At 49.9% G+C, this 23,912-nt stretch carries 14 protein-coding genes and 1 tRNA gene; 8 read left to right on the forward strand and 7 right to left on the reverse strand.

Annotated elements, in window-relative coordinates:
- Positions 1-174 precede the first annotated feature (174 nt).
- Positions 175-3,045 carry a TIM-barrel domain-containing protein gene (locus FPE01S_RS09095; protein WP_046368377.1) on the forward strand — a complete coding sequence of 957 codons (2,871 nt, stop codon included), beginning with the start codon at positions 175-177 and terminating at the stop codon, positions 3,043-3,045.
- 358 nt (positions 3,046-3,403) lie between these two features.
- Here the strand turns inward: FPE01S_RS09095 and FPE01S_RS09100 are convergent, their stop codons facing one another.
- The 6 genes from FPE01S_RS09100 to FPE01S_RS24795 all read right to left on the reverse strand — a co-directional run bounded on the left by FPE01S_RS09100 (position 3,404) and on the right by FPE01S_RS24795 (position 10,257).
- Positions 3,404-3,718, reverse strand: a complete 315-nt coding sequence (locus tag FPE01S_RS09100) for a Rieske (2Fe-2S) protein (protein ID WP_046368378.1) — start codon at positions 3,716-3,718, stop codon at positions 3,404-3,406.
- Positions 3,719-3,730: 12 nt separating this feature from the next.
- A complete protein-coding gene (hflX, locus tag FPE01S_RS09105) occupies positions 3,731-4,954 on the reverse strand; it encodes a GTPase HflX (RefSeq protein ID WP_083990185.1) in 1,224 nt (407 codons plus the stop codon).
- A gap of 142 nt (positions 4,955-5,096) precedes the next feature.
- Positions 5,097-5,876, reverse strand: a complete 780-nt coding sequence (locus tag FPE01S_RS09110; RefSeq protein WP_046368379.1) for an outer membrane beta-barrel protein — start codon at positions 5,874-5,876, stop codon at positions 5,097-5,099.
- A gap of 413 nt (positions 5,877-6,289) precedes the next feature.
- Positions 6,290-6,661 carry a response regulator gene (locus FPE01S_RS09115; protein ID WP_052955644.1) on the reverse strand — a complete coding sequence of 124 codons (372 nt, stop codon included), beginning with the start codon at positions 6,659-6,661 and terminating at the stop codon, positions 6,290-6,292.
- A gap of 69 nt (positions 6,662-6,730) precedes the next feature.
- Positions 6,731-7,369, reverse strand: coding sequence for a response regulator (locus FPE01S_RS09120; protein WP_046368380.1), 639 nt, complete (start codon positions 7,367-7,369; stop codon positions 6,731-6,733).
- Positions 7,366-10,257: a PAS domain-containing sensor histidine kinase gene (locus tag FPE01S_RS24795; protein ID WP_083990186.1), complete on the reverse strand. Its 2,892-nt coding sequence runs from the start codon at positions 10,255-10,257 to the stop codon at positions 7,366-7,368. The genes FPE01S_RS09120 and FPE01S_RS24795 overlap by 4 nt, the downstream gene beginning before the upstream one ends.
- A gap of 207 nt (positions 10,258-10,464) precedes the next feature.
- Here FPE01S_RS24795 and FPE01S_RS09130 point away from each other — a divergent pair, with 207 nt between their 5' ends.
- The gene (locus FPE01S_RS09130; RefSeq protein WP_046368381.1) at positions 10,465-12,051 is read left to right on the forward strand and encodes a T9SS type B sorting domain-containing protein; all 1,587 of its coding nucleotides are present in this window, start codon (positions 10,465-10,467) and stop codon (positions 12,049-12,051) included.
- A gap of 435 nt (positions 12,052-12,486) precedes the next feature.
- Here the strand turns inward: FPE01S_RS09130 and FPE01S_RS09140 are convergent.
- Positions 12,487-12,560, reverse strand: a tRNA-Ile gene (locus tag FPE01S_RS09140).
- A gap of 193 nt (positions 12,561-12,753) precedes the next feature.
- Between FPE01S_RS09140 and FPE01S_RS09145 the strand changes: the two genes are divergently transcribed.
- From FPE01S_RS09145 to FPE01S_RS09170, 6 genes are all read left to right on the forward strand, one after another.
- Positions 12,754-13,338 carry an RNA polymerase sigma-70 factor gene (locus FPE01S_RS09145; protein ID WP_046368383.1) on the forward strand — a complete coding sequence of 195 codons (585 nt, stop codon included), beginning with the start codon at positions 12,754-12,756 and terminating at the stop codon, positions 13,336-13,338.
- Between the two features lie 71 nt (positions 13,339-13,409).
- Positions 13,410-14,579, forward strand: a complete 1,170-nt coding sequence (locus FPE01S_RS24800) for a FecR family protein (protein WP_052955646.1) — start codon at positions 13,410-13,412, stop codon at positions 14,577-14,579.
- A 216-nt stretch (positions 14,580-14,795) separates the two neighbouring features.
- On the forward strand, positions 14,796-18,134 hold the full coding sequence (locus FPE01S_RS09155; RefSeq protein ID WP_052955647.1) for a TonB-dependent receptor: 3,339 nt from the start codon (positions 14,796-14,798) through the stop codon (positions 18,132-18,134).
- 26 nt (positions 18,135-18,160) lie between these two features.
- Positions 18,161-19,687: a RagB/SusD family nutrient uptake outer membrane protein gene (locus FPE01S_RS09160; protein WP_046368384.1), complete on the forward strand. Its 1,527-nt coding sequence runs from the start codon at positions 18,161-18,163 to the stop codon at positions 19,685-19,687.
- A 20-nt stretch (positions 19,688-19,707) separates the two neighbouring features.
- Positions 19,708-20,550: a LamG-like jellyroll fold domain-containing protein gene (locus FPE01S_RS09165; RefSeq protein WP_046368385.1), complete on the forward strand. Its 843-nt coding sequence runs from the start codon at positions 19,708-19,710 to the stop codon at positions 20,548-20,550.
- A 73-nt stretch (positions 20,551-20,623) separates the two neighbouring features.
- On the forward strand, positions 20,624-23,908 hold the full coding sequence (locus tag FPE01S_RS09170) for a VCBS repeat-containing protein (protein WP_046368386.1): 3,285 nt from the start codon (positions 20,624-20,626) through the stop codon (positions 23,906-23,908).
- Positions 23,909-23,912 lie beyond the last annotated feature (4 nt).

Here is a 23,912-nt window from a genome sequence, read left to right on the forward strand (position 1 = left end):
GCGTAAAGTTTGCCCGGCAGGGTTAAGTCAATATTAAAGGGGAATTATACTTGTGTGTCTTTTTGCGCAGAAAATGTTGCGGGTGAACATTTGTACACCTAATTATGATGATTTCCGCCACCCCATCCCTTTTATACCTTCCTAGTTTTGGGGTTCAACTTTAATGAGATTTTCATGATTGCTTCCCTCAAAAAATGTGTTGCTCCCATCCTTACCGTGTTGCTGGCCTGTACCTTGTTCTTTTCCGTTGCTGCCCAGGATTCCGGCCCCGGATACCGCGTTACAGCTAAAGGTGTTACCGTTATACCGGCGCGCCAGCAGGGAGGCGTCAGTGAAGTGCAACTGGAAGTGATTACAGAAAAGATCATCCGGGTGGTGGCGAAACCGAGGCAGCAGCTCCCGGAACGGCCCACTCTGTCGGTGCTGGAGAATCTGCCTGCAACCCCGGCTTTTCAGACGGAAAACTCCGATGCTGTCGTGAAGCTCAAAACGGCATCCCTGATTGCGGCTGTTGACAAGAACAGCGGACAGGTCTCCTTTACGGATCTGAACGGAAAAACCATACTGGCCGAGGACCCTGCCGGTCGGCAAATTCAGCCGGCTGTTTTTGAGGGGCAGCCCCTGTATAGCGTAACGCAAACCTTTCTCAGCCAACCTGCCGAAGGGTATTATGGCCTCGGTCAGCACCAGGACGACCTGTTCGACTACCGCAATCAACAGGTGAAACTTTGGCAGAACAATACGGAAGTAGCAGTTCCCTTCCTGGTCAGCAGCAACCGCTATGGCATTCTGTGGGATAATTATTCCCTGACGACAGCCGGGAATCTACGGGCCTATCAGCCGCTGTCTGCCCTGCAACTGACTGCTAAAACGGGGGAGAAAGGCTGGCTGACGGCTTCTTATGCCAATAACCGGAACCATCCGGATCAGGTTGCTTTGACAAGGGCCGAATCCGTGATTGATATTCCCTACCTGAACGATTCCAAACGGATTCTTCCGGCGGATTTCAAAGTGGCCGAAGGCCAGGTGGCCTGGGAAGGGAAGATCAGCACTGCAATGGAAGGAATGCAGCAGCTCCGGTTCACCTATGCCGGGTATATCAAATGTTATATTGACGGACAGCTGATGCTGGACCGCTGGCGCCAGGCGTGGAATCCGGGCAGCGGTGTGGTGGATCTCGACTGGAAAAAAGACAGTCAGCACGACATCCGGATCGAATGGATTCCCGATGGCGGCGAATCTTACCTGACCTGCCGCTGGCTGCCACCCACCACGGCGCAAGCACCCAGCACATTCGGGTTCAGCTCCGAAGCCGGCCGCCAGCTCGACTACTATTTCGTGTATGGCAGCTCAATCGACGAAGTGATCGGTGGCTACCGACTGCTGACCGGCAAGGCACCCATCGTACCCCGCTGGGCACTGGGTTTCTGGCAAAGCCGCGAGCGTTACAAGACCCAGGACGAAATTCTTAGTACTGTAAAGACTTTCCGGGAGAAGAAAATCCCGCTTGATAATATAGTGTTGGACTGGAGTTACTGGAAACAGGCCGATTGGGGCAGCCAGGAATTTGATGCGAGCCGTTTCCCGAATCCGGATTCGATGATCAAAGTATTGCACCAGCAGTACAAGACCCGGTTCATGATCTCTGTGTGGCCCAAGTTTTACGAAGGGATCAAAGCCTACGAGGATTTCCGGGCGAAGGGATGGCTGTATCCCCGGAACATTGCCGACCGTCAGCGGGACTGGATCGCGCAGGGCTATATCTCCACCTTTTATGATGCTTTTAATCCGGCCGCCCGCCAGGGTTTCTGGAACCTCATCCACGATAAACTGTACACGAAAGGAGTAGACGCCTGGTGGATGGATGCCAGTGAACCCGATATCCTTTCCAATGTTGACCCTGGCCGCCGGAAAGACCAGATGGTCGGCGTGCACCTGGGCACCGCTGCTGAGTTCCTCAACGCGTACCCGCTGCAGAATGCGAAAGGTATTTATGAAGGGCAGCGGGGAGTCGATCCCGACAAGCGCGTATTCCTGCTGACCCGTTCGGGTTTCCTCGGATCACAGCGGTATGGTGCCACCATCTGGAGCGGTGATATTGCCAGCCGGTGGACAGACATGAAGGCGCAGATTAGCGCCGGACTGAATTTCTCGCTCAGCGGATTGCCCTACTGGACGATGGATATTGGCGGTTTCAGCGTGGAGAAACGTTTTGAGCAACCCAATGCGACCGATAAAAAGGAGTGGCAGGAACTGATGACCCGTTGGTTCCAGTTCGGTGCCTTCGCGCCCCTGTTCCGCTCACACGGACAATTTCCCTATCGCGAGATTTATAACACCGCCAATGAGGGAGAGCCTGCCTACAACAGCATGCTGTATTACAATAAGCTGCGCTATCGCCTGCTGCCCTATATCTATAGCCTCGCGGGCGAGGCCTGGCTGCATGACAAAACACTGATGCGGGCTCTCGTCATGGACTTCCCCGATGATGAAACGGCGCGTCAGGTTGGTGACCAGTTCCTGTTGGGACCGAGCCTGCTCGTGAATCCGGTGTATACCTATGGTGCCACAGAACGGAATGTGTACCTGCCTTCCGGAGGTTGGTTTGAACTGGAAACCGGTAAATTTCTTACCGGCGGACAAACAATTAAAGCGGCTGCACCTTATGAGCGGTTACCCCTCTATGTGAGGGCGGGCAGCATTCTGCCTACCGGCCCTGCGCTGTTGTACAGCGATGAGAAAAAAGCAGATCCGGTTACCCTGAATATCTATGCCGGGGCAGATGCCGATTTCACGCTTTATGAAGATGATGGATTGCACTATCAGTATGAGAAAGGCGCTTATACGACGATCAGCTTTCATTATGACGAGGCTTCGCGAACACTGACCATCGGTGACCGTAATGGGAGCTTCCCGGAAATGCTGAAGAACCGCATTTTCAGGATCCGTGTAACCCGGCCCGATCAGCCGAAACCACTGGTTTTTGATGACGCATCCGACCGGTCAGTGCGTTATTCCGGCAAGCAGCAAACCATAAAACTGTAGCATGAATTTTCTCTGAATCATTGTTGTATGGCCGTTCACTGGGCCGGAAATCAATAGCTACCGGTAAGGAGTTCACGCAGTTTTTTTGCTTGTCTGGATGAGTCGCTGGCGCTCCTTCCCGCAATGGTTTATTTTTTTCTCGCCAAGACGCGAAGGTGCAAAGGCGCATTGAATTTATAGTTTTGGAAAAAATATGCTGCTGCCAGGTGGCAATTTCGACTTTCACAGATTTGATATTTAAAAATGCGAGGTTGCCGCAAAATTAAACTTCATATCAGCTCTGCGCCTTTGCACCTTTGCGTCTTGGCGTGAAATAAAACAGCGCGCAGCGCTGACACATTTGCGTGAAACAGACTGCTCAGAGTTGCACAAACACTCCCTCTTCGCTTACCCGCAACGGCCAGCGCTTCAGGAAATACCCTTCGCCGCTTACATTCCGGCCATTGGCCATACAGAACTTATACCGGTGCACCGGGCAAACGACGTTGCCGAGCGCATCTACATACCCTTCTGCGAGAAATCCGCCGGCATGCGGGCATTTATGTGCGAATGCAAAGGCTTCATCACGGAAGATGCCAATGCAGATGGCTTTGCCATTAGCATCAGCTGCAGCAACTCCATTCCGGAAATCAAGCTCGGCGAGGCTTTCGGCCACTTTGATCCATCCCTCCATTAACCGGAGAATTTAAATGAATTCAGCAGCATCTTCGTCGTCCAGTGAGATTCCGAAAAATTCTGTCTTGTAGGGATAACGTTCCCGGTAGAGGCGGCGGACCCGGTTGAGGATCGTGGCGCGCAGTCCTTCCAGGTTTCTTTTCTCCAGCGCTGATATGAACACACAGTTGCCCAGCGTGTCATTCTCCCAGCGTTCGCGGAGTTCTTCCAGGATCTGGGTTTTTACTTCTTCGTTCAGCCACTCATCAAAAGTATTCTTCTCGTACTGGTCCAGTTTGTTGAAGATGGTGATCACCGGCTTTTCCGTCACCTTGAGTTCCTGTAGTGTTTTGTTGACCACATTGAACTGGTCTTCATAGGCGGGGTGCGAAAGGTCCACCACATGCAGCAGGATGTCTGCTTCGCGTACTTCATCGAGGGTGCTCTTGAAGCTTTCCACCAGGTGGTGGGGCAGTTTGCGGATAAAACCTACCGTATCGGACAACAGGAAAGGGGTCGCATCAAAGACCACTTTGCGGGTGGTTGTGTCCAGTGTCGCAAAGAGTTTGTTTTCAGCAAATACCTCGCTTTTGGCCAGGATATTCATGATGGTGCTCTTGCCTACATTTGTGTAACCAACCAGGGCAACACGGATGAATTCTCCCCGGTCTTTCCGTTGCGTATAGGCCTGTTTGTCGATCTCGGCGAGACGGCGGCGTAACAGGGCGATCTTTTCCTTGACGATACGACGGTCCGTTTCGATTTCGGTTTCCCCCGGTCCGCGGGTACCGATACCACCACCCTGTCTTTCCAGGTGTTTCCACATGCCCTTGAGGCGGGGAAGCAGGTACTGGTATTGAGCCAGCTCCACTTGTGTTTTGGCCTGCGCCGTCTTTGCGCGGCGGGCGAAAATATCGAGAATGAGGTCGCTTCGGTCGATAGTCTTGACCCCGAGTGCCTTTTCAATATTGATGATCTGGGAGCCGGTCAGTTCATCGTCAAAGATGACGAGGTTGATATCACGGCCGGTAAGATAATCCCTGATCTCTTCCAGTTTACCTTTACCGACAAAGGTCTTGCTGTCGGGGTGAGCGAGTTTCTGCGTGAACTTCCTGGCTGTGATGGCGCCGGCAGTTTCGGCCAGGAATGCCAGTTCATCAAGGTATTCCTTTACCTGCAGTTCGGTCTGGTCCTTCTGAACGACACCTACCAACACACATTTCTCAGCCTCCAGTATTTGTTTCTTTTCGATCAATCCGCTTCTGATTAAGGCAGCAAAAATAAGCAAGAACTCAAAGGGAGCAGCGCGAATCCCGAATTACCGTGATTTCGCCCTGCTCCCTTAAATATTCTACTTTAAACTTTTGTATTTCAGCGGATATGATATCCTGACCCCCCTACAGGCCGCTGATCTGGAGCCCAATCGACCACGGATGCACCTGCGGGCCAACGTTTTCCTTGATCAGGCTGTTGATCTGATACGCACCATAGAGGGAGAATGGACCGTACCCTACCCGGCCGGTAGCAGCAAACCGAAGGTTATTGAAGTAACGCTTGCTGTTTTCCTTCATGATATAGTTGTTGATCGTATTCCCCGCGCTGTTCTGCAGGTTCTTGCCCTTCGTGTGGGCATTGATCATGGTGCCGATCTTCATCCCGATAGCCGCTTTGAAGCTTTTGTTCGGATGAACCGGGTCGGCCACATACCGGAATTCGATAGGTGCTTCCACCCAGGAGTTGCTGAGTTTGTATTTTTTGAAGTGGGTGGTGTCTTTTACGTCTTTGAATTCCAGCTGGGTAGTGGTGCCGGCGATCTGGGGCTCCATCTTGTCGAAATAGATATTACTGGAACCGATACCTGCACCCAGGCCTACGCTGAAGCGGGGATCACTCTTGAAAGGGAAATCGAGCATGAGGTACATGTTCAGGAAACGGCTGAATCCTTTGGTGCGGATATCATCCGGTTTGCCACCCCAGCCATCGTAGCCCATCTGGATCATGAAATGGTCGTTGGCGCGGCCTGCGATGCTCACTTTGCTCCAGTCTTTTTTCTTTGATTTCTTAGGGGAGGAAGTGGAGGGGCCGATCAATCCGGGTACAGTGGAGGTCGTATCTGTTTGCGCCTGAACCGCCATTGCCAGCAGGATTCCGGTCATGGCCACTAAAAATTTTCTCATAATAATCTGTAAAGGACAAATCTATCGGTCCGCCCTTTAGGGGCAATTGAGGGACCTGTTAATGTTAATCAAAATCGTCGGCAAAGCTAATGCAAAAAAGGCTGCATGGCAGCCTTTTTTAAGCAATCTGAGCTCAACCGGTCATTCGTTGACAGGTAGTTTTGGGTACGAAGCGACTGTCAGCAGCAAACCTCAGCCTGGTTTATAGGGATCAGGGGAGACGGCAGGGTATAGGGGCCCTTTCAGCGCCTTGGTTTTCCAATAGGGATAAATATCTTCAACGGCTTAGGATCTGGGGGAGTCGGATATTGGAGCACTGGATATTGGCACATTCGTTAAAGGACAACACAAATGTAGACCGGTTATCATGCGTCGCAAATAGTACCAACGTGGATTAAAATGTAGTATTTACACTACATGGGGTCGTGCAGGATCTGTCTGATCAGTACGGCCAGCCTGGTGCTTACCAGGTCTTTGGACAGGAAGAAGTCGGCACCGCTTTTCAGGGTCCAGTCTTCGTACGCTTCATTTGAATGGGTGCTGATGACAACGATCGGAAGGTCCGGTTTCTCGTGTTTGATCTGCTTGATGGCAGGTATGGCGCCGCCCCCCGGCATGACCAGGTCGGTCACGATCAGGTTCCAGTTTTCCTGAAGGGATATATTGATCAGGGCAGTGGTGTCAGCGGCTTCGCCGATTTCGGCGTCAGGATAGTATTCCCGAATCAGCTGCAACAGGCCCTGGCGCACGGCAAAATGGTCGTCCGCCACCAGAATTCGGAACATGCACACAAACTACTATACGCAAATTGCTGGAATTGTAGGCGTTCCCACTTAAATCCTGTAGTAAGTTTACTACAACTGATCGAACAGCCGGTGTTCGAGAGCATATTTAATGAGGGCAGCATTATTGGTTAGCTGCAGTTTTTGCAGGATCCTGCTCCGGTAGGTACTCACGGTAGTAACGCCGAGGCTCAGCTGATCAGCAATTTCACTTACACTTTTACCTGCAGCCAATCCTTTGAACACGTCAAATTCACGGTCAGACAGGGATTCGTGTGGAGCATCCTGTTGGGACTTTCCCTGAACGGCATCTGCAAGTTTTTCAGCCGCTTCAGCCGAGATATACTTTTTTCCTTTGAGCACCTGGCGGAGCGCAGCCGGTAGTTCCTCATGAAGGGAGTCCTTGCCCAGGTAGCCGGAGGCGCCGGCCTTGATCACCCTTACTGCATACTGCTCCTGCGGATAAACGCTCATGATCAGCACGGGGAGTTGCGGTGCGATCTGCCGGATCTGGCTGAGCGCATCCAGTCCGCTGCGGCCAGGCATGTTCATATCGCAGATCACCAGCTGCCAGTCTTTTGTTACCACTTCCGACAACAGTGCTTCCGTATTCGCTACCTCTTCCACCTGGGCATGCGGATAGGACTCGAGGATCAGGAGTTTTAACCCCTTCCTGACAACGGCATGATCATCTGCAATCAGGATCTTCATATTAAGTAGCTTACTTCAACCCGGGTTCCCTTCCCTGGTTTGCTGTGAATGTCAAATTCCGCACCGATCATATTTGCACGTTCCTTCATACCCAACACACCAAGCGTCTTGTTGCTCCTGTCTTCGGGATCAAATCCCCTACCATTGTCAGCAATGCTCAGTACCACACGGTTATCGCTATACGAAAAATTCACTTCGACCGCGGTGGCTCCTGAATGGCGGGCAACATTGGTCAATGCTTCCTGCAATATCCTGAAAAGGTTTGTTTTTACAGCATCTGAAAAAGGCGCGTCTTCATCAGGGAAATCACCTGTTGCTGCGATACCGGTGCGTTTGCTGAATTCCGAGAGATGCCATTCCATCGCTGCCACCAGCCCGATATCATCCAGCAGGCTTGGTCGCAGCTCTGAAGCAATCTTGCGGATGGTTGTTACAGCCATATCGATCATTCCTGAGAATTCAGTCAGTTTCGCATTGTTCTCTTCAACGGTGATCTTTCCCAGCTGCTTTTTTAACCAGGCAAGATCCATTTTCAATACAGTCATCTGCTGTCCGAGTTCGTCATGAATCTCCCGGGCGATATGTACCCGCTCAGCTTCCCGCACTTCCTGCAGGTGGTTGCCCAGCCGCCGCAATTCTTCATTCAGTCGCAACAATTCCTGTTCCGATTTTTTCCGCTCGCTGATATTTCGCATAAAAGCGAGGTAGGTACCATCAGAAAGTTTGATGGCCGAAGTCTCCACTTCAACAAGTGTACCGTCCTTTTTAACCATTGTCCTTTCCGCAATCAGTGGCTTGCCGGATTCCAGGAGTGGCAGCAGGCTTTCTGTATCCCTGGGCAGCAACTGCTGCGGTTTTACGTTCAGCAGTTCGTTCAGGTCGTACCCGAGCATTTCAGCGGCTTTCCGGTTGGCGTCGGTGTAGCGGCCAGCTTTCGGGGAGTATACCATGATGGCGTCCACGGCTTCTTCCACAAAGGTTTTGTACCGTTCAATACTTTGTTTGAGGGCATGTTCCACCTTTCTTTTTCCTGTAATATCCCGTACAAATATGGTCAGGCCATCAGGAGAAGGGTAAATATGCGATTCATGATAAAGCTCAAGGGGAGCGAAATAATCAATCACCGTGGTGAACAACTGGTTATCGCGGGCAGCAACCATTGCTTTATAAACTTCTGTAGTTTCCAGTCCATCGAACACCTCCGTTACCTTTCTGCCCAACAATAATTCCGCGGGCTGCCGGGTCAGCTGGGTTGCCCTTTTATTCAGGTAAACAAAACGCAGGTCATTATCCAGGCCGATAAAACCATCGGTGAGGCGTTCCAGCACATCCTGGAGTTCCCGGGTCTTATTGATCACCTGCTGGCTAAGCGCTTCATTAAAGGCGCGCAGGGTGGCTTCGTATTCCTTTCTTTCTGTGATATCCAGCACCACGGCTGAATACAAGGTGCCGTCTTCGGAATGAAAGGGAGAAAAGCGGATCTCGGCGCTGAACAGCGAGCCATCTTTTTTCCGAAGCTGGTTCTCCACTATTTTTTCCTCAACAGCCCGGATTGCGTCAAAATCAATGCCCAGCAGCAGGTCGGCTTGTTGTTCTTCCAGTTCGATCGCACTGAAACCAAGCAGGTTGACCATGGCTGCATTGCTGTACTGGATTATGCCGTCACCATTGGTGATGATGGTGGCGTAGGGCGCGGATTCGAACAAACCGGTAAACTTCTGTTCCGCCACTTTTTTCTTTCGCTCTTCTGCTTTCTGTGCGGTAATATCCCGGATGAATCCTACAAAATAGGTTTCTTCAAAAAGGCGGTACGGTGCGATTCGGATGGAGATCTCCGTTAGCCCGTGATCTTTCCGCCAGGCCTGGATCTCTATTGTCTTGCCGATGATCCTGCTCTCGCCGGTCTGCAGGTATCGTTCCATGCCGCGGGTATGCGCATCACGCCATTGCGGCGGAATAATGGTTTCTCCCAGCGGGTGTCCCCTGATCTCTGCAGCAGTCCAGCCAAAAAGTTGTTCCGCTGCGTGATTCCATCGTACAATAAGGCCTTTTGAATCGATCACCACTACAGCATCGGGTGCGTTGTTGAAGATGGCCTCGAGTTCCTGCTCACGGGCTTCCAGCGATTCGGATACCTGTTTCCGTTGTAATTCGCGGCGGTTGATCAGTAAGGCGGTATACCAGATGGCAGCCATCGTGAGCAGCATTACGCACAGCACAAATATGGATGTTGCCAGGCGGCTGTTCAGGATGCCGGCCTGGGTAAGCCAGATCCTGCCCAAACCAAGCAATACCGGAGTAAGAAAGGCAGCAGGCATCAGGGCCCGCAATACCTGACCGCCGGTAAACGGGCTAAGGATCGTGCCGATATATCCCTGCCAGGGTTCCTCCAGCTGGATGAGCACACTGATTGAGAGCAATGCAATTGAAGTGGCAGGTGCCATATAGGTATAGGCGATCTTTCCTTCTTCAGGATTTACATTGAAGAGGTATCCCAGAATGCTGAACGTACAGGCTGTGCCGACAACAAATGCCACCATCTGTGAGGCCGCGCCCGCCCATTTCTCGCGAAGCAGCAGTATGGCTGTCGCGACGCCAAGGGTCATGAAATACCAGCCGGTATGGTGGTCTCTTTTGATAAAATCACTGTCAAGCCGTTCGCGGAAGATCAATGGTACAAGCAGCAGGATTACGCTGATCGTTATGCGCCGGGCGGTCTTTAGTTTTTGCGGAAAGAAGAGCAACAACAGATTGAGCAACACGAGCCACCCGTTGATGAAAGGGTTTTTGTCAAAAAAGTTGGTGGATGGAAAGAAAAAAGATGACAGTGTCAACAATAAGGTGACAATATTTAAGGCGATTGCAAAAGGTCTTGGTCTGAGGAGCATTAGTTACTTTATAACGAACCGGTAAGTGGTGTCGTATTAAAAGGACCGCCAGCTAAACGGATTGTAACCGGAAATTTCCGGAATAAACTTAAATATGCGGTTACTTCTTTTGTTTTTACCATTACCGGGAATTAAAATTTACAATCGCCGATCTACGGTGGGTAATTGAGGCAACGATCGTCAGTTCAGGCCGGTCACATTTTCCGCATGCGCATTTTGCTGACTTTCCTCCTGACAGTGCTAACGGTGATCCCTACGCTTTCTGTACTTGCCCAGCAGGTGGATCCTGCTGGCTTGCAGCTTCATCTTGAATTCAATGGTAATGCCAGCGATCGCAGTGGAAATGGTTACCATGGTACCACGCGCAACATTACCTATGTACCGGGAACGGATGGCACACCGGCATCGGCGGCATTATTTAACGGCACCGACAGCAAAGTGGAAGTGCCCGGCATGACCAGTGTTTCCGGGAAAAAAAGTCAGTTCACGATCCTTAGCCGCATCTGGGTGGATGATGTCAGCTACCGGCCGGATGTCGCCCAACCCTATATTGCTTTATACGGCCTGTTCTGGTGGCATGGCGTGATGCAGGATAGTATGATGTCTTATATACGGTCACGGGTACGCGGTGTTTTTTCGTCCGACGACCAGGGAAATGGTGGAACGACTGCATTCTACAGCTACAATATGGATTGGTGCACGGCAGGTATTGGTAGTGCGAGTGCAGCGCAAACCTCCATTCAGGAAATGACGGGCCGGTGGATCACCTTCTCGATGATTTATGATAAAGGAAGTGTTTCCATCTATGTGGACTGTGACCGGATCTACCAGATGATAAATGTGCTGCCGGTTTTCAGCGATCATTGTTATGGCAGTCCGGATGCACTGACTATGGGGCTTGTGCCCGAATCAGTTTATTTTATGGGTTTCCGGTATTTCAAAGGGAAAGTGGATGACTTCAGGATTTATGACCGGGCGTTGACGGAAGAAGAAGTGTTGACCTACGCCAATCCTACCTGTATAGTACCAAAACTCTCACTGGAAGTGATTGTACCAGACCCATGCTTTCCCGAAAAAATTGTTCTGCGGGATAACACCGTTGCTACTGCCCCTTTTGTTGATCGTACCTGGCTGGTGGACGGTGTTCCTGCGGGACAATTACAGGAGCAGGAGATCATCCTGTTGCGGCCGGGGAGTCAGGCCGTTACCCTGCAATACCGTAATACGCTGGGCGAATGGACAAAAGATGCTGTTTATTATTTCGCCGGACCTGGTCCGGTGCGTTTTCTGAGCAGTCCCCGGCAGCAATTCAGGCTATGTGAGGGGCAGGGGGTCACTTTGCAGGGCAATGGAGCAGCACGGTATGCGTGGTCACCCTGTCCGGCAGGTGCTGTATGCACAACCGCTGTTGTCAGCCAGCACCCAGCGACCACCGGGACTTATCGACTGTACGGCTGGGATGCGGCAGGCTGCGCGGATTCCCTTGATTTCCAGGTAGAAGTATTGGTGGATACTATAAAAGTGTGGGTGCCGACAGCTTTCACACCCAACCACGATGGTCGAAATGACCAGTTTACCTGGATTTCCCGGACGCCGCTGGCCGGGACGGAGCTGCGGGTCTATAATCGTTGGGGACAGGAAGTTTTCCATTCGTCATCACAGACGGCGGGCTGGGATGGTCGGTTCGGAGGAAAGGATCAGGAGCAGGGAACTTATATTTGGAGGTTGAAGTACAGTAGTGGGGAGGGGTGCCCCATTAAGCAGGCACGGGGAGTTGTTGAATTAGTCAGGTGACGAACCAGGCGCAGACAGGCCTGATACCTGTTTTCTACTATTTCATGGGCTGATTTTTCAGCTTCCGACTGACAATAACGCCGGGAAAAATGGTAGTGGGAGCATACTAAAAACAAGAAAAGTTGTTAATCGCTGGTAAAACCCGACGAAAATCGGGTTAGTTTCAGATTTTCCTATTATTTTGTGGCTTTCATAGGATAAGGTTTAATGGCCCGGCAGTTCTCTGCAGGGCTCTTTTTTTTGCATGAAAGCCATTTGATATGGTGGGTGGGGAGAATTCAACTCGCTGTAAATCAGCCTAAAAGAAGTCTAAAGGTTGCTTCATCCTTACTTAAACCTTGCTTCGGCAGTATGGTTCTCAGTTTAAAACAACTCACGCTACAGCGTAATACAGGATTAAAAAATAATAAAGCCACCTGATGGTGGCTTTGTCTGTGGGCCCTGCCGGGATCGAACCAGCGACCCGCTGATTATGAGTCAGCTGCTCTAACCGACTGAGCTAAGGGCCCGTGCCGAAGCACAAGGGCGCAAAAATAAGTATTACGCTGCACCAACCCAAATGAAGGTTTCGCAATCCTAAGCAGCCAATTTCCGAAGTGATCTGTCTTTTTCGTGGTAGTTTGTTTGTTCTTGGTACTTATTGTCCAATTCGTACATTTACTAACGATTGCTCCATTGATTGCTGCTGCTAAAGGATGAACCATGATTGCTGACGCCAGAATTCAGTTCCTCAATGAACGTATTGCCCGTTTCAATGACCAGACGGCTTACAATGAACTATTTACGGCGTTCTATCCCAACCTGCTGACCTTTGCCATGGGATTCATCAAGTCAAGGCAACCTGCTGAAGAGATCGTTTCCGATGTGTTTATCAATATCTGGCAGAAAAGGTCCCGGCTGGAACATGTCAGCAACCTTAAACTTTACCTCTACACCGCAACCAGGAATACAGCCTTAAATTATTTGTCCCGTCACAACCGGGTAATGATCACCGAACTGAGTGAGATTCCCGTTGAATTAAGTACCCTTCCCCTGAATCCGGAAAGGATGATGATCACGGCAGAAATGAAAAAAATGATCCAGGAAGCGGTAGACCGCTTGCCGGCGCGTTGCCGCCTGGTGTTTAAGCTGGTCAGGGAAGATGAGCTCAAATACAGAGAAGTGGCGGAATTGCTGAAAATATCCCAGAAAACCGTGGAAGCCCAGATGACGATCGCTTTAAAAAGGATCGGGGAAGTCGTGAAATTCGATATCCACAAAACCCAGATCGCCAGCCCGAAAAAATAATTGATTTTTTTTCGGGACGCTTTAGGGGTAAGCATTCATTTTTAATGTCTTAGGCTGTACAACCAGCACTAATGACGCAAGACAGGCTTTGGGAATTACTGGCCAAGAAATTATCAGGCGAAGCCACGCTCCCCGAGCTGGAAGAATTACAGCAGTTGTTGCGCAAGTCTCCGGACATGCACTATCCGCTGCAGACCATTTCTGATCTCTGGTTCCTTACACCCAACCAACCTGAAGATACACAAGCCGCTTACGAGCGCCATTTGAATCGCCTTAAAACCCAACTGGGGGAAGACTGGTCCGGAACAGGCAGCGAACCTGACAGGGAAGCTGACAGTATACCGGAAATCAGTAAAGCAACCGAAGACGACACCGAGAATTTCCGGCAGATCCAGCGCCGTCGCAAACGCCGGCTGGGCTGGGCTGGTTTAGGCATTGCTGCAATTATCGGCAGCGCGATTTATTTTGCCAGCCCGCTGCAAACGCCGCAAGGCGTTCCGGCCAGCGACAGCCGCTTTATCGCCGAGGTTTCTACCCGCAACGGCTCCAAATCGAAGATCCAGTTGCCGGACGGTACCCAGGTGTGGCTCAACAGTGGCAGCAAACTGACATACGGTAAAGAATTCAACGGCACACAGAGAGAAGTGAATCTGACCGGTGAAGCTTTTTTTGATGTTGTGAAGGATTCGCTTAAACCCTTTATCATACATGCGCGTAATGTAAATATCAGGGTGGTCGGAACAGCATTCAACGTGAAATCCTATCCGGGTGACAAGACAACGGAGACCAGCCTGATCAGGGGTATCATCGAAGTAAATATCAATAACCGGCCCGCAGAGAAAATCATTCTGAAACCCAATGAAAAGCTGGTAGTGGCTTCAGATGACAGCCTTGTAGCTGCTCAGCCAACGAGCAATGGTAAAGTGAAGGAGAAGAAAATGAGTCCGCAGGTGGTGATCGACAATATCAGTTACCTGCCGTCCGACAGCACGGTGATAGAAACTTCCTGGATGGAGAACAAGCTCATTTTTACCGATGAGAGTTTCCGGGAGTTGGCCAACAGGATGGAGAGATGGTTCGGTGTAGTGATCAGGTTTGAAAAACCGGAGCTGGAACAGATCAGGCTGACCGGAACTTTCCAGGGGGAAACCTTGCAACAGGCCCTCCGCGCGTTGACGATCACGGCACCCTTCAGCTATTCCATCAATAAGGATAAAGTGACTATATCAACAAAACCCTGATAAAATATGACCTATTCGAACCCTGACAGCAGTTGATAAAAAAAACGGGAAATGCGCCAACATTTCCCGACAAAAACAGACATACCGTTTTCTGTAACGCTAATTGCTCAAAATATGAAAAAAACTTCACTTGGTGGGGCTTCCCGGCCGCACCCTGGATTGTTAAAGTTTGCCAGAATCATGAAATTGACCGCTCTGTGTTTACTTGTCGCCTGTATGCAAGTTTCAGCCGGAGTTTATTCCCAGACCAGGATCAGTCTGAAGTTGGAGGGGGTAAATATCAAAAAAGCGCTCTCCAGCATTGAAAAAAAGTCCAGCTACCGTTTTTTGTATAACCAGGCACTGCTGAGTGACAACGCTAAAGTTGAAGTAAATGCTGTGGATGAGGAGGTTGTGAACATTCTCGACCACATTTTACACAATACTACGCTGAGTTACGAAGTGCTGGACAATTACCTGGTGGTGATTAAGCTCAGGGGGGCTGTAGTTGACCAGACCAGGGTAACTGGTAAGGTTACGGGGCCTAATGGTGAGCCGCTTCCCGGTGCTTCCGTGAAGATCAAGGGCAGTACCGTGGGTACTTCCGCTGATGCCAGCGGCAGTTTCGCCCTGACCGTTCCGGATAATGCCGTCCTGGTGATTTCCAGTGTTGGCTATGATGAAGTGGAAGTGGCAGTGAATGGCCGCACGTCGATTGATGTGCAGTTGAAACCTTCTACCAAGGTGCAGGACGAAGTGGTGGTAATCGGATATGGTACTGCCAGCAAGCGGGACCTGACAGGTTCTATTGCCAAAGTAAAAGGTGAAACGATTGCCTCTCTCCCCAATACCAACCCGGTGGCATCCCTTCAGGGTCGTGTAGCTGGTCTGAATATCGTGAACAGCGCCATTCCGGGTGCTACACCCGACGTAAGGATCAGGGGTACAATCTCTATCGGTTCTGTGAATCCGGTTTACATTATCGATGGAATTTTTGCGGATAACATGGACTTTGTTAACCCGAATGAGATCGAAAGCATTGAAGTGTTGAAAGATCCTTCCTCACTCGCTGTGTTTGGGGTGAAAGGTGCGGCAGGTGCCATCGTGGTGACTACTAAAAAAGCGAAGGCAGGTCAACTCAATATCAATTTCAATGCTTCTTATGGCCTGAAGAACCTGGTTGATAAGATCAAATTGGCGAATGGTAATGAATTTCGCAGTCTCCTGACTTCTGAGGCCAACAATCAGATTGCAGACGATCCTTCTGCTGTATCACTCTTCAATTTTGTGAATGACGTGGGTACACCGGGTATGTCTGCCTATACAGGCAACACTGACTGGATTGATGCGGTAACGCAAACTGCCAATTTCGCCAGCACCAGCCTGGGTATAGATGGCAGTACTGACAAGAACAGGTTCCATATGGGCATCGGGTATATGTATGATGAGGGACTGGTAAAACACGTGCGTTATGACCGGATAAACGTGAACATCAATGACGAATACCGGATTAACAAGTCCTGGAAAGTGGGATTCAATATTATCGGGTCGAAGGAAAGGCTGCCGTACGGCAGTGACGCCCTGGAGAATGCCCGGCGGGCATTGCCGATCATTCCAGGCAATACAAAGCCATTCTATACCAAGAATCCTTATGGTGTGGATTCCGGCACTTATAATCTGTACGCAACGCCGCCCGTGATCCAGAATTCTGAGACCAATCCTATGGCGACGCTGGAGTATAATTATAACAAGAAAATAGATGACAAATACCGGATTGTCGGTAATGTATTTGTGGATGTGAATGTGTTTAAGGACTTGAATCTGCGGGCCACCTGGTATGCTGACCTGAGCTGGCGTGACAACAGGGAATATACTCCTCTGTATGATCTGTATAATCCGGCACAGCCTGAAGAAAGCCAGCCCTTTGGAAAAAATATCCTGACTGCAGTAAAACAGGAACAAACCAATATCAGGACGTTCCAGCAGGACTATATCGCAACGTATAAAAAGAAGTTTGGCGATCATAGCCTGACAGCAACTGCAGGTTTCACCACTTATTATTATTACTATGAGCCTACTGCTGCGACTGTCAGCCAGTCTAATGTGGGGGTTAATATTATTCCGAACGACGAGCGTTTCTGGTACATTAATACCGGTTTCGGGGACACGAAAAGTGTTATCAATCCAAACCCCTTACAGTATGAATATGCCACAGTTTCTTACCTGGCGCGTGCGTTATATAATTACAAGGGCAAATATTATCTGAACGGAAGTTTTCGTCGCGATGGTGCCAGCCAGATCAATAAAGTATACAGTAACAAGTGGCAGGATTTCTGGGCCGTTGGTGCTGCGTGGGAAATCACACGTGAAGACTTCATGGAAAACCAGAATATCTTCCAGTTCCTGAAACTGAAAGGATCGCATGGAGTTTTGGGTAACTTTAACCCGCTGGGGGAACAGTATCCGGCCTATCCTAACGTATCGACAACAACTTCCGCGGTTTTTGGTACTAACCTGGTGCCTGTTTATACGCCTGATTACCTGGCTGATCCAAACCTGCACTGGGAAACCGTGCATTCTTCCGAAATCGGGATTGAGGGCACTTCTCTTGGCAACCGACTCCACTATGAAGTGAACTATTACTACAAGAAGACGAAGGATCTCCTGGTGATGTTGCGTCCATCAGGTATTCTGCCCCGCCTTACAAATGCAGGGTCGATTGAAAACAAAGGCTTTGAATTTTCGGCTGACTGGAACCAACGGATCAATGATGATCTTGCCATCGTAATCGGTGGTAACCTGACGACGTACAAGAATAAGGTGTTGTCGATGGAATATCCTTTCAACACAACCATTTCATCCAGTGAGCAGACAGCCAGCCAGTCTGAAGCCGGTTATCCCATTGGCTATTTCTACGGCCTGGTGGTAGAAGGGATTTATCAGTCTTATGCCGACATCCTGGCGTCTCCGGCCAGTACCATTAATGGCGGTAATGCGAAGCCGGGTGATCTGAAATACCGGGACCTGGATGGTAACGGTGTGGTAAACCAGGATGACCGCACCCAGATCGGCAACCCAACCCCCGATTTCACCTATGGTTTCAATCTGGGTGCTAGTTACCGTAACTGGTCTTTGGCGGCAGATTTTGCTGGTACTTATGGCAATGAAATCTACCGGGTTTGGGGTACATCAGAGCAGAAAAACTCCGTGTACAACTATCCCCAATATTACACAGAAGGTTGGACAGCAAAAGGCACGAGCAACTGGGTTCCGATTGTGAACCAGGCTCACCTCATCAACCGTGCTCCTTCTACCTACGGTATCGAAGACGGTAGTTATTTCCGGATCAGGAATATCAACCTGGCCTACAATTTTGGCAAATTGGGAAGAGCGGTTAAAGGGCTGAAGCTTTATGCTAACGTCCAGAACCTGAAGACCTGGAAAAACAATTTAGGGTACAGTCCTGAATTTGCTGGCGCAACTAATGCTCAGGCTACTTCGTTTGGAAATGATTATGGAAGTGCTGGTAGTGCGCTTCCCAGAGTCATCACATTTGGTGTTAATGCCAATTTCTAATTGTTGAACGTTTAAAAACTTACATTATGGTAAGGACTAAAAATATTCTCAGAACGGCCGTTATTGTGTTGGGATTTTCTGCCACACTTGCTGGTTGTAAAAAGTTTCTCGACCGGGCACCTTTATCCGTTACGGTGGATGATATTAAAGTCGGCGCCCTGGAAGGCAAAGTGTTGGGGTTATATGGAGCTGTGCGCAATTCCAAAAGCGATCCGTATTGCGGTGATGGCTTTGAAGGGATCGCATGGATCGGTATGAATGGATTCCGCTCAGACGACGCAGAAATAGTGGCCGACCCGGGTGCAACCGCCTGGCACCAGACTTATGACAACTTCCAATACACCAAGGATGATTGGGGTGCTGGATTGTATTGGGATAAGCACTTTGTTTTCGTTGGCTTGTGCAATGATGCATTGGACGAAGCGGAGAAGGGAGGATACAGTGACCCAGCTTCCCTGATCAACATCGCAGAAGCGAAATTTTTCCGGGCATATGCCTATTTTGACCTGGTCAGGACTTATGGAGCTGTGCCGTTGATCGACTTTAAGATCAATGACCCCAAGGATGGACAAGTTGAAAAAAGTGATACAGCAGCCGTTTATGACCTCATACGTGCTGATTTGACCGAAGCGGCAGCCGTGCTTCCCCTTGTTTGGGAAGCGAAATACATTGGAAGACTGACCTCCGGCGCAGCTAAAACTTTCCTTGCCAAAGTGGATCTTTATCAGAAGCAATATGATATGGCATTATCACTTTGTCGGGAGGTGATTAATTCCGGCCAATACAGGCTGCATAAACCCTATTATGAGATTTTCAGAACGCAGGGTGAATTGAACGATGAATCCATTTTCGAAATCCAGGCTTATAAAGTGGCTGGTGATGGTGATACTTATTGGAGCCGGTTGGGCCAGGCACAAGGCATTCGCGGCGCATCAGGCGGTCCATGGGACCTCGGCTGGGGATGGAATACACCCACAGAAGCATTGGTAGCCAGCTATGAGAAAGACGATGCAAGAAAGGCTGCTACCATTCTTGAGTCTGGTAAATCTGATGGTGGTCCTTCAACAGGTGGTTATGGACAGACATTGCCTGTGATGAGTAACGCGAAATATTGGAACAAGAAGGTTTATAACCAATACAGCGATTATCTGGCAGCTGGTCTGGGTACTCCCAACAATGAAGCGCAAAATACATGGGTGAACCACCGGGTATTCCGTTATGCAGATGTGTTGCTGATGGCAGCGGAAGCGGCTACCATTATTGGCGGAGATGCGAATTTAGCTGAAGCACTCGGGTATGTCAATCAGGTGCGTGATCGCGCTGACCTTCCTGAACTTGGACCACTTACGCAGTCAGACCTGCTAAAGGCGGTCAAACAGGAACGCCGTGTGGAATTCGCGATGGAATTTGAAAGATTCTTTGACCTCGTCCGTTGGGGCGATGCACAAACAGTATTGGGAAATAATGGGTATACAAACAAGCATCGCTACTACCCGATTCCCGTTTCGGCAATGAATGCCAATCCTAACCTGACCCAGAATCCTGAATGGTAACAACAAAAAACTGCACAACTATGATGCAAGCTTTTAAAACATATGGTTCTTTGGTGGCGCTGCTTATAGCTATCGGCGCCTGCCAGAAAATGGATGAGCCCGCACTCGGCTCTTACCCCGAAGATGCTGTTTCTCCCGGTGGTACCCTTTCTTTTTATGCTGCCATGGATGGTACAGGATCCGACGCGCTTCGGAATGCTGTCGATTCCATGCGGGCAATGTTTCCCGCCAGCAACTCGCTGACGTCAGTTGAAGGAGTCAGTGGCAAAGCCATGCAGGGTGGCACCGGAACAGCAATTGTATATCCTTCTACCAATGATTTTGTAAAGGCCACGAGCATTACGGTTTCGCTATGGTTAAAACATACAGAATCCGGTAAAACAGAATTTTTATACGGGCTAGTGGACGACACCTATAGCGGCTGGAGCCACAGCGGCCTTTTCCTAATGATGGAACATGGATCTCCCACTGAAGCTGTGGTTAAAATGGGTATTATGGATCAATGGATGGAATGGCCTGATTCACACAAGTTCCCGTACCCCATTATGGACGGCAACTGGCATCACCTGGCGGCGGCCTATGATGAAACTACCAGTAAGCTTTCCTGGTATTTCGATGGTGAATTTGTTCCTGATGCGCCTGCTTCAGCCACAGATGTGAAAAAAGATGGCGCGGCGCGTGGTCCGCTCAACTTTACCGCGGCTAAAAAATTCATCGTCGGCGGCTGGAACAAACAGGGCGGTGCCGATGGTCCCAAAGATGACTGGATAAATTCTTTCAGTGGATCAATCGACCAGTTCAGGTTATACAATGCAGCATTGACAGCTGATGAAATTCATGACCTGTTTGTAAACAAACAATAAAAGGAACGCTACCAATAGCTGTAAAAAAGGGCTGAACTTGTTTCAGCCCTTTTCTTCAAAAGCCATCGCGAACATGCGCCATATCCAGATTTGCCTTATTATTATAGGGGTCACCGCACTGGTCTCCTGTTCCGGAGGCCGTTCCGGTAATCTCTTCGAAAAAGTTGATGCATCGGTCACGGGGATAAGTTTTCAGAACAATACCCCGGAGCAAGACGGGCTCAACATTCTTTATTATCTCTATTTCTACAATGGCGGTGGTGTTGCCACCGGCGACATCAACAATGACGGCCTGCCGGATATTTATTTTACTGCCAACCAGCCCGGCAGCAACAAGCTGTACCTGAATAAAGGTGACTTCAAATTTGAAGATATCACTGAAAAGGCCGGTGTTGCAGGAACAGCAGACTGGTCCAGCGGGGTTACGATGGCCGATGTAAATGGTGACGGGAAGCTGGATATCTATGTTTGCGCCAGTGCCAATCACCACGGACTGAAAGGCCATAATGAACTTTTTCTCAACAACGGGAACAATACTTTCAGTCCTGTTGCCGCTGCATACGGGCTGGACTTCAGCGGATTCGGCACACAGGCAGCCTTCTTTGATTTTGATCACGATGGTGATCTTGATTGTTACCTGCTGAATCATTCCCAGAAGCCACATGCCAATATTGCTGACACCAGCTATCGTCATCGGTTCAGTGCAGAATCCGGCGACAGGCTGATGCGAAATGACCTGGACGCTACCGGAAAATTCACGGATGTTTCTGCTGCTGCAGGCATTTACCAGAGCGCGCTCGGCTATGGCCTCGGCATTGCAATAGCCGATTTCAACCACGACGGCTGGGAAGATATTTATGTGGGCAACGATTTTCATGAGAACGATTACTATTACCTCAACCAGGGCAACGGCACCTTTAAAGAATCAGGTGCTCAGCACTTTGGCCACTACAGCCGCTTCAGTATGGGCAACGATGTCGGTGACATCAACCATGACGGACAACCGGATATCGTTACCGTTGACATGCTTCCGCCCGATGAAAAGGTGTTGAAGACTTATGGCAGTGATGAGAATCCCGATACCTACCAGGTAAAACTGACCCGTAACGGTTACCAGGATCAGTATTCCAGGAACTGCCTGCAGGTGAATAACGGCAAAGGTTCCAGCTATTCAGAAACAGGCCTGATCAGTGGAATTTCCGCGACCGACTGGAGCTGGTCTCCCTTGTTTGCGGATTTTAACAATGATGGAAACCAGGACCTGTTTATTTCCAGCGGAATTGTGAAACGCCCGGTTGACCTGGACTATATCCGCTTTGTTTCTGACCTCGTGCTGAAAATGGATCAGAGCAAAGACATGAAAGAATATGATGCGGAGGCTATCAAACACATGCCGGACGGTGCGTCTCATGCTTATTTTTTCTCGGGTACCGGAACCCTGAAATTTGAAGACAGTACCGATACCTGGGGTATCCCGGAAAAGAAGGGTTATTTCAACGGTGCATCGTATGCAGATCTTGATGGCGATGGCGATCTCGACATGGTGGTGAATTGCCTCCAGTCACCTGCCGTGCTGCTCCGCAACAATGCTTCCGACCGGCCAGGTACCAACGCAATACGCATTGCCTTTAAAGGCGAAGGGAAAAATCCCGCCGGCATTGGCACGAAAGTCTGGATGTTCTCCGGCGGCAAAATGATGTACAATCAACTCAGTACAAGTCGCGGGTTCCAGTCGGGTACCGAACCTGTTCTTCATTTTGGAATCGGCTCTGCGGTTACAGCAGATAGCCTGCTGGTCGTTTGGCCGGATCTGCGTTTCCAGGTCTTCCGGAATGTACCAGCTACCGGTGGCAAACCAATGCTGCTGAAACAGGTTGAAGCGGCCAACGGATTCGAATACGACAAATATTTCCCCGAAGAATTACCGTTGTTGCAGGACGCAACGGCTGAGGTTAATAATAGCTGGAAACATAAGGAGAATCTATTTTATGATCAGAACAGGCAATACCTGATTCCCCATAGCCTTTCTGCCCTGGGTCCGCATATGGCAGTTGCCGATGCCAATGGCGATGGTCTTGAGGACATATATATATGCGGCGCCAGCGGCCAGCCTGGCCAGTTGCTTTTTCAGGATAAATCCGGATTCGGACGGTCCGATTCTTCGGATTTTGCCGGCGCCAGGGAAAGTGAAGAAAATGATGCAGTGTTTTTTGATGCCGATGGTGACGGGTTCAGGGATCTTTTGGTGGTTAGCGGCGGAAACGAATTTTTTAATGGTGACCCCAAGCTGTCCGATCACCTGTATTTGAATGACGGTAAAGGCAGATTCGCACTGACACAAGGTATGATGCCCGCCCTGCTCACCAATAAGAGCTGCGTGAAAACAGCAGATGTGGATAAGGATGGCGACGAGGATGTTTTTATCGGCGGCCTGGCCGACGCTAAGACTTACGGCATCCCGCAATCGTCTTTTCTGCTGATCAATGACGGGAAGGCCAATTTTTCACCGGCTCCGCAGGCTATGATTCAGCTGGATTCCATCGGAATGGTCAGAGCGGCAGCTTTTGCCGACCTGGATAAGGACGGCTGGCCTGACCTTGTCGTTACGGGAGAATGGATGCCCATCCGGATCTGGATGAACCGTAAGGGGAAATTTGAGCCGCTAACCCTGCCTGCTTCAACGGGACTCTGGCAATCGATCCTGGTGACCGATGTCAACAAAGACGGTTATCCGGATATTGTTGGTGGCAACTGGGGCGAAAACTGCAAGCTGGTTGCAGGGAAAGAGCGCCCGGTTAAACTGTTCATCAAGGACTTTGACAGAAATGGCTCAATTGAGCAGATTCTGACCTATCGTGAGAAGGGGGAAGACTATACCTTTCTTGCCAAAGATGAACTCGAGCGGGCCTTGCCGGTGCTGAAGAAGGCATACCTGCAGTACAACGAGGTGGCCGGTAAAACGGTACAGTATATGTTCTATGACCTGTTCACGGGTTACCGGGAGCTCCAGGCTGAAACGCTGGCCTCTGCTATGTTTATAAATGACGGCAAAGGTGGTTTTTCGCGCCGGGAATTACCCGCAGGAGTACAGCTGGCCCCAGTGTTCAGCCTTGCTGAAATTCCTGGTGGAATGCTGGCTTCCGGCAATTTTTCGGGAACCATTCCCTATGAAGGAAAATATGATGCCCTGCTGCCTACGGGTATCGGCTTCGGAAACGATCAATATCCTGTGACCGGGCATTTACCACTTCCCTTCCGTGAAGTGCGTGATGCGCAATGGGTTAAGGGACAGGGCCGCAGATGGCTTGTTCTGGCGACGAATAACGGAAAGCTTTCTTTTTATACGGACAAACAATGATGAT

It is taken from the genome of Flavihumibacter petaseus NBRC 106054 (assembly GCF_000974785.1).
GTDB lineage: Bacteria > Bacteroidota > Bacteroidia > Chitinophagales > Chitinophagaceae > Flavihumibacter > Flavihumibacter petaseus.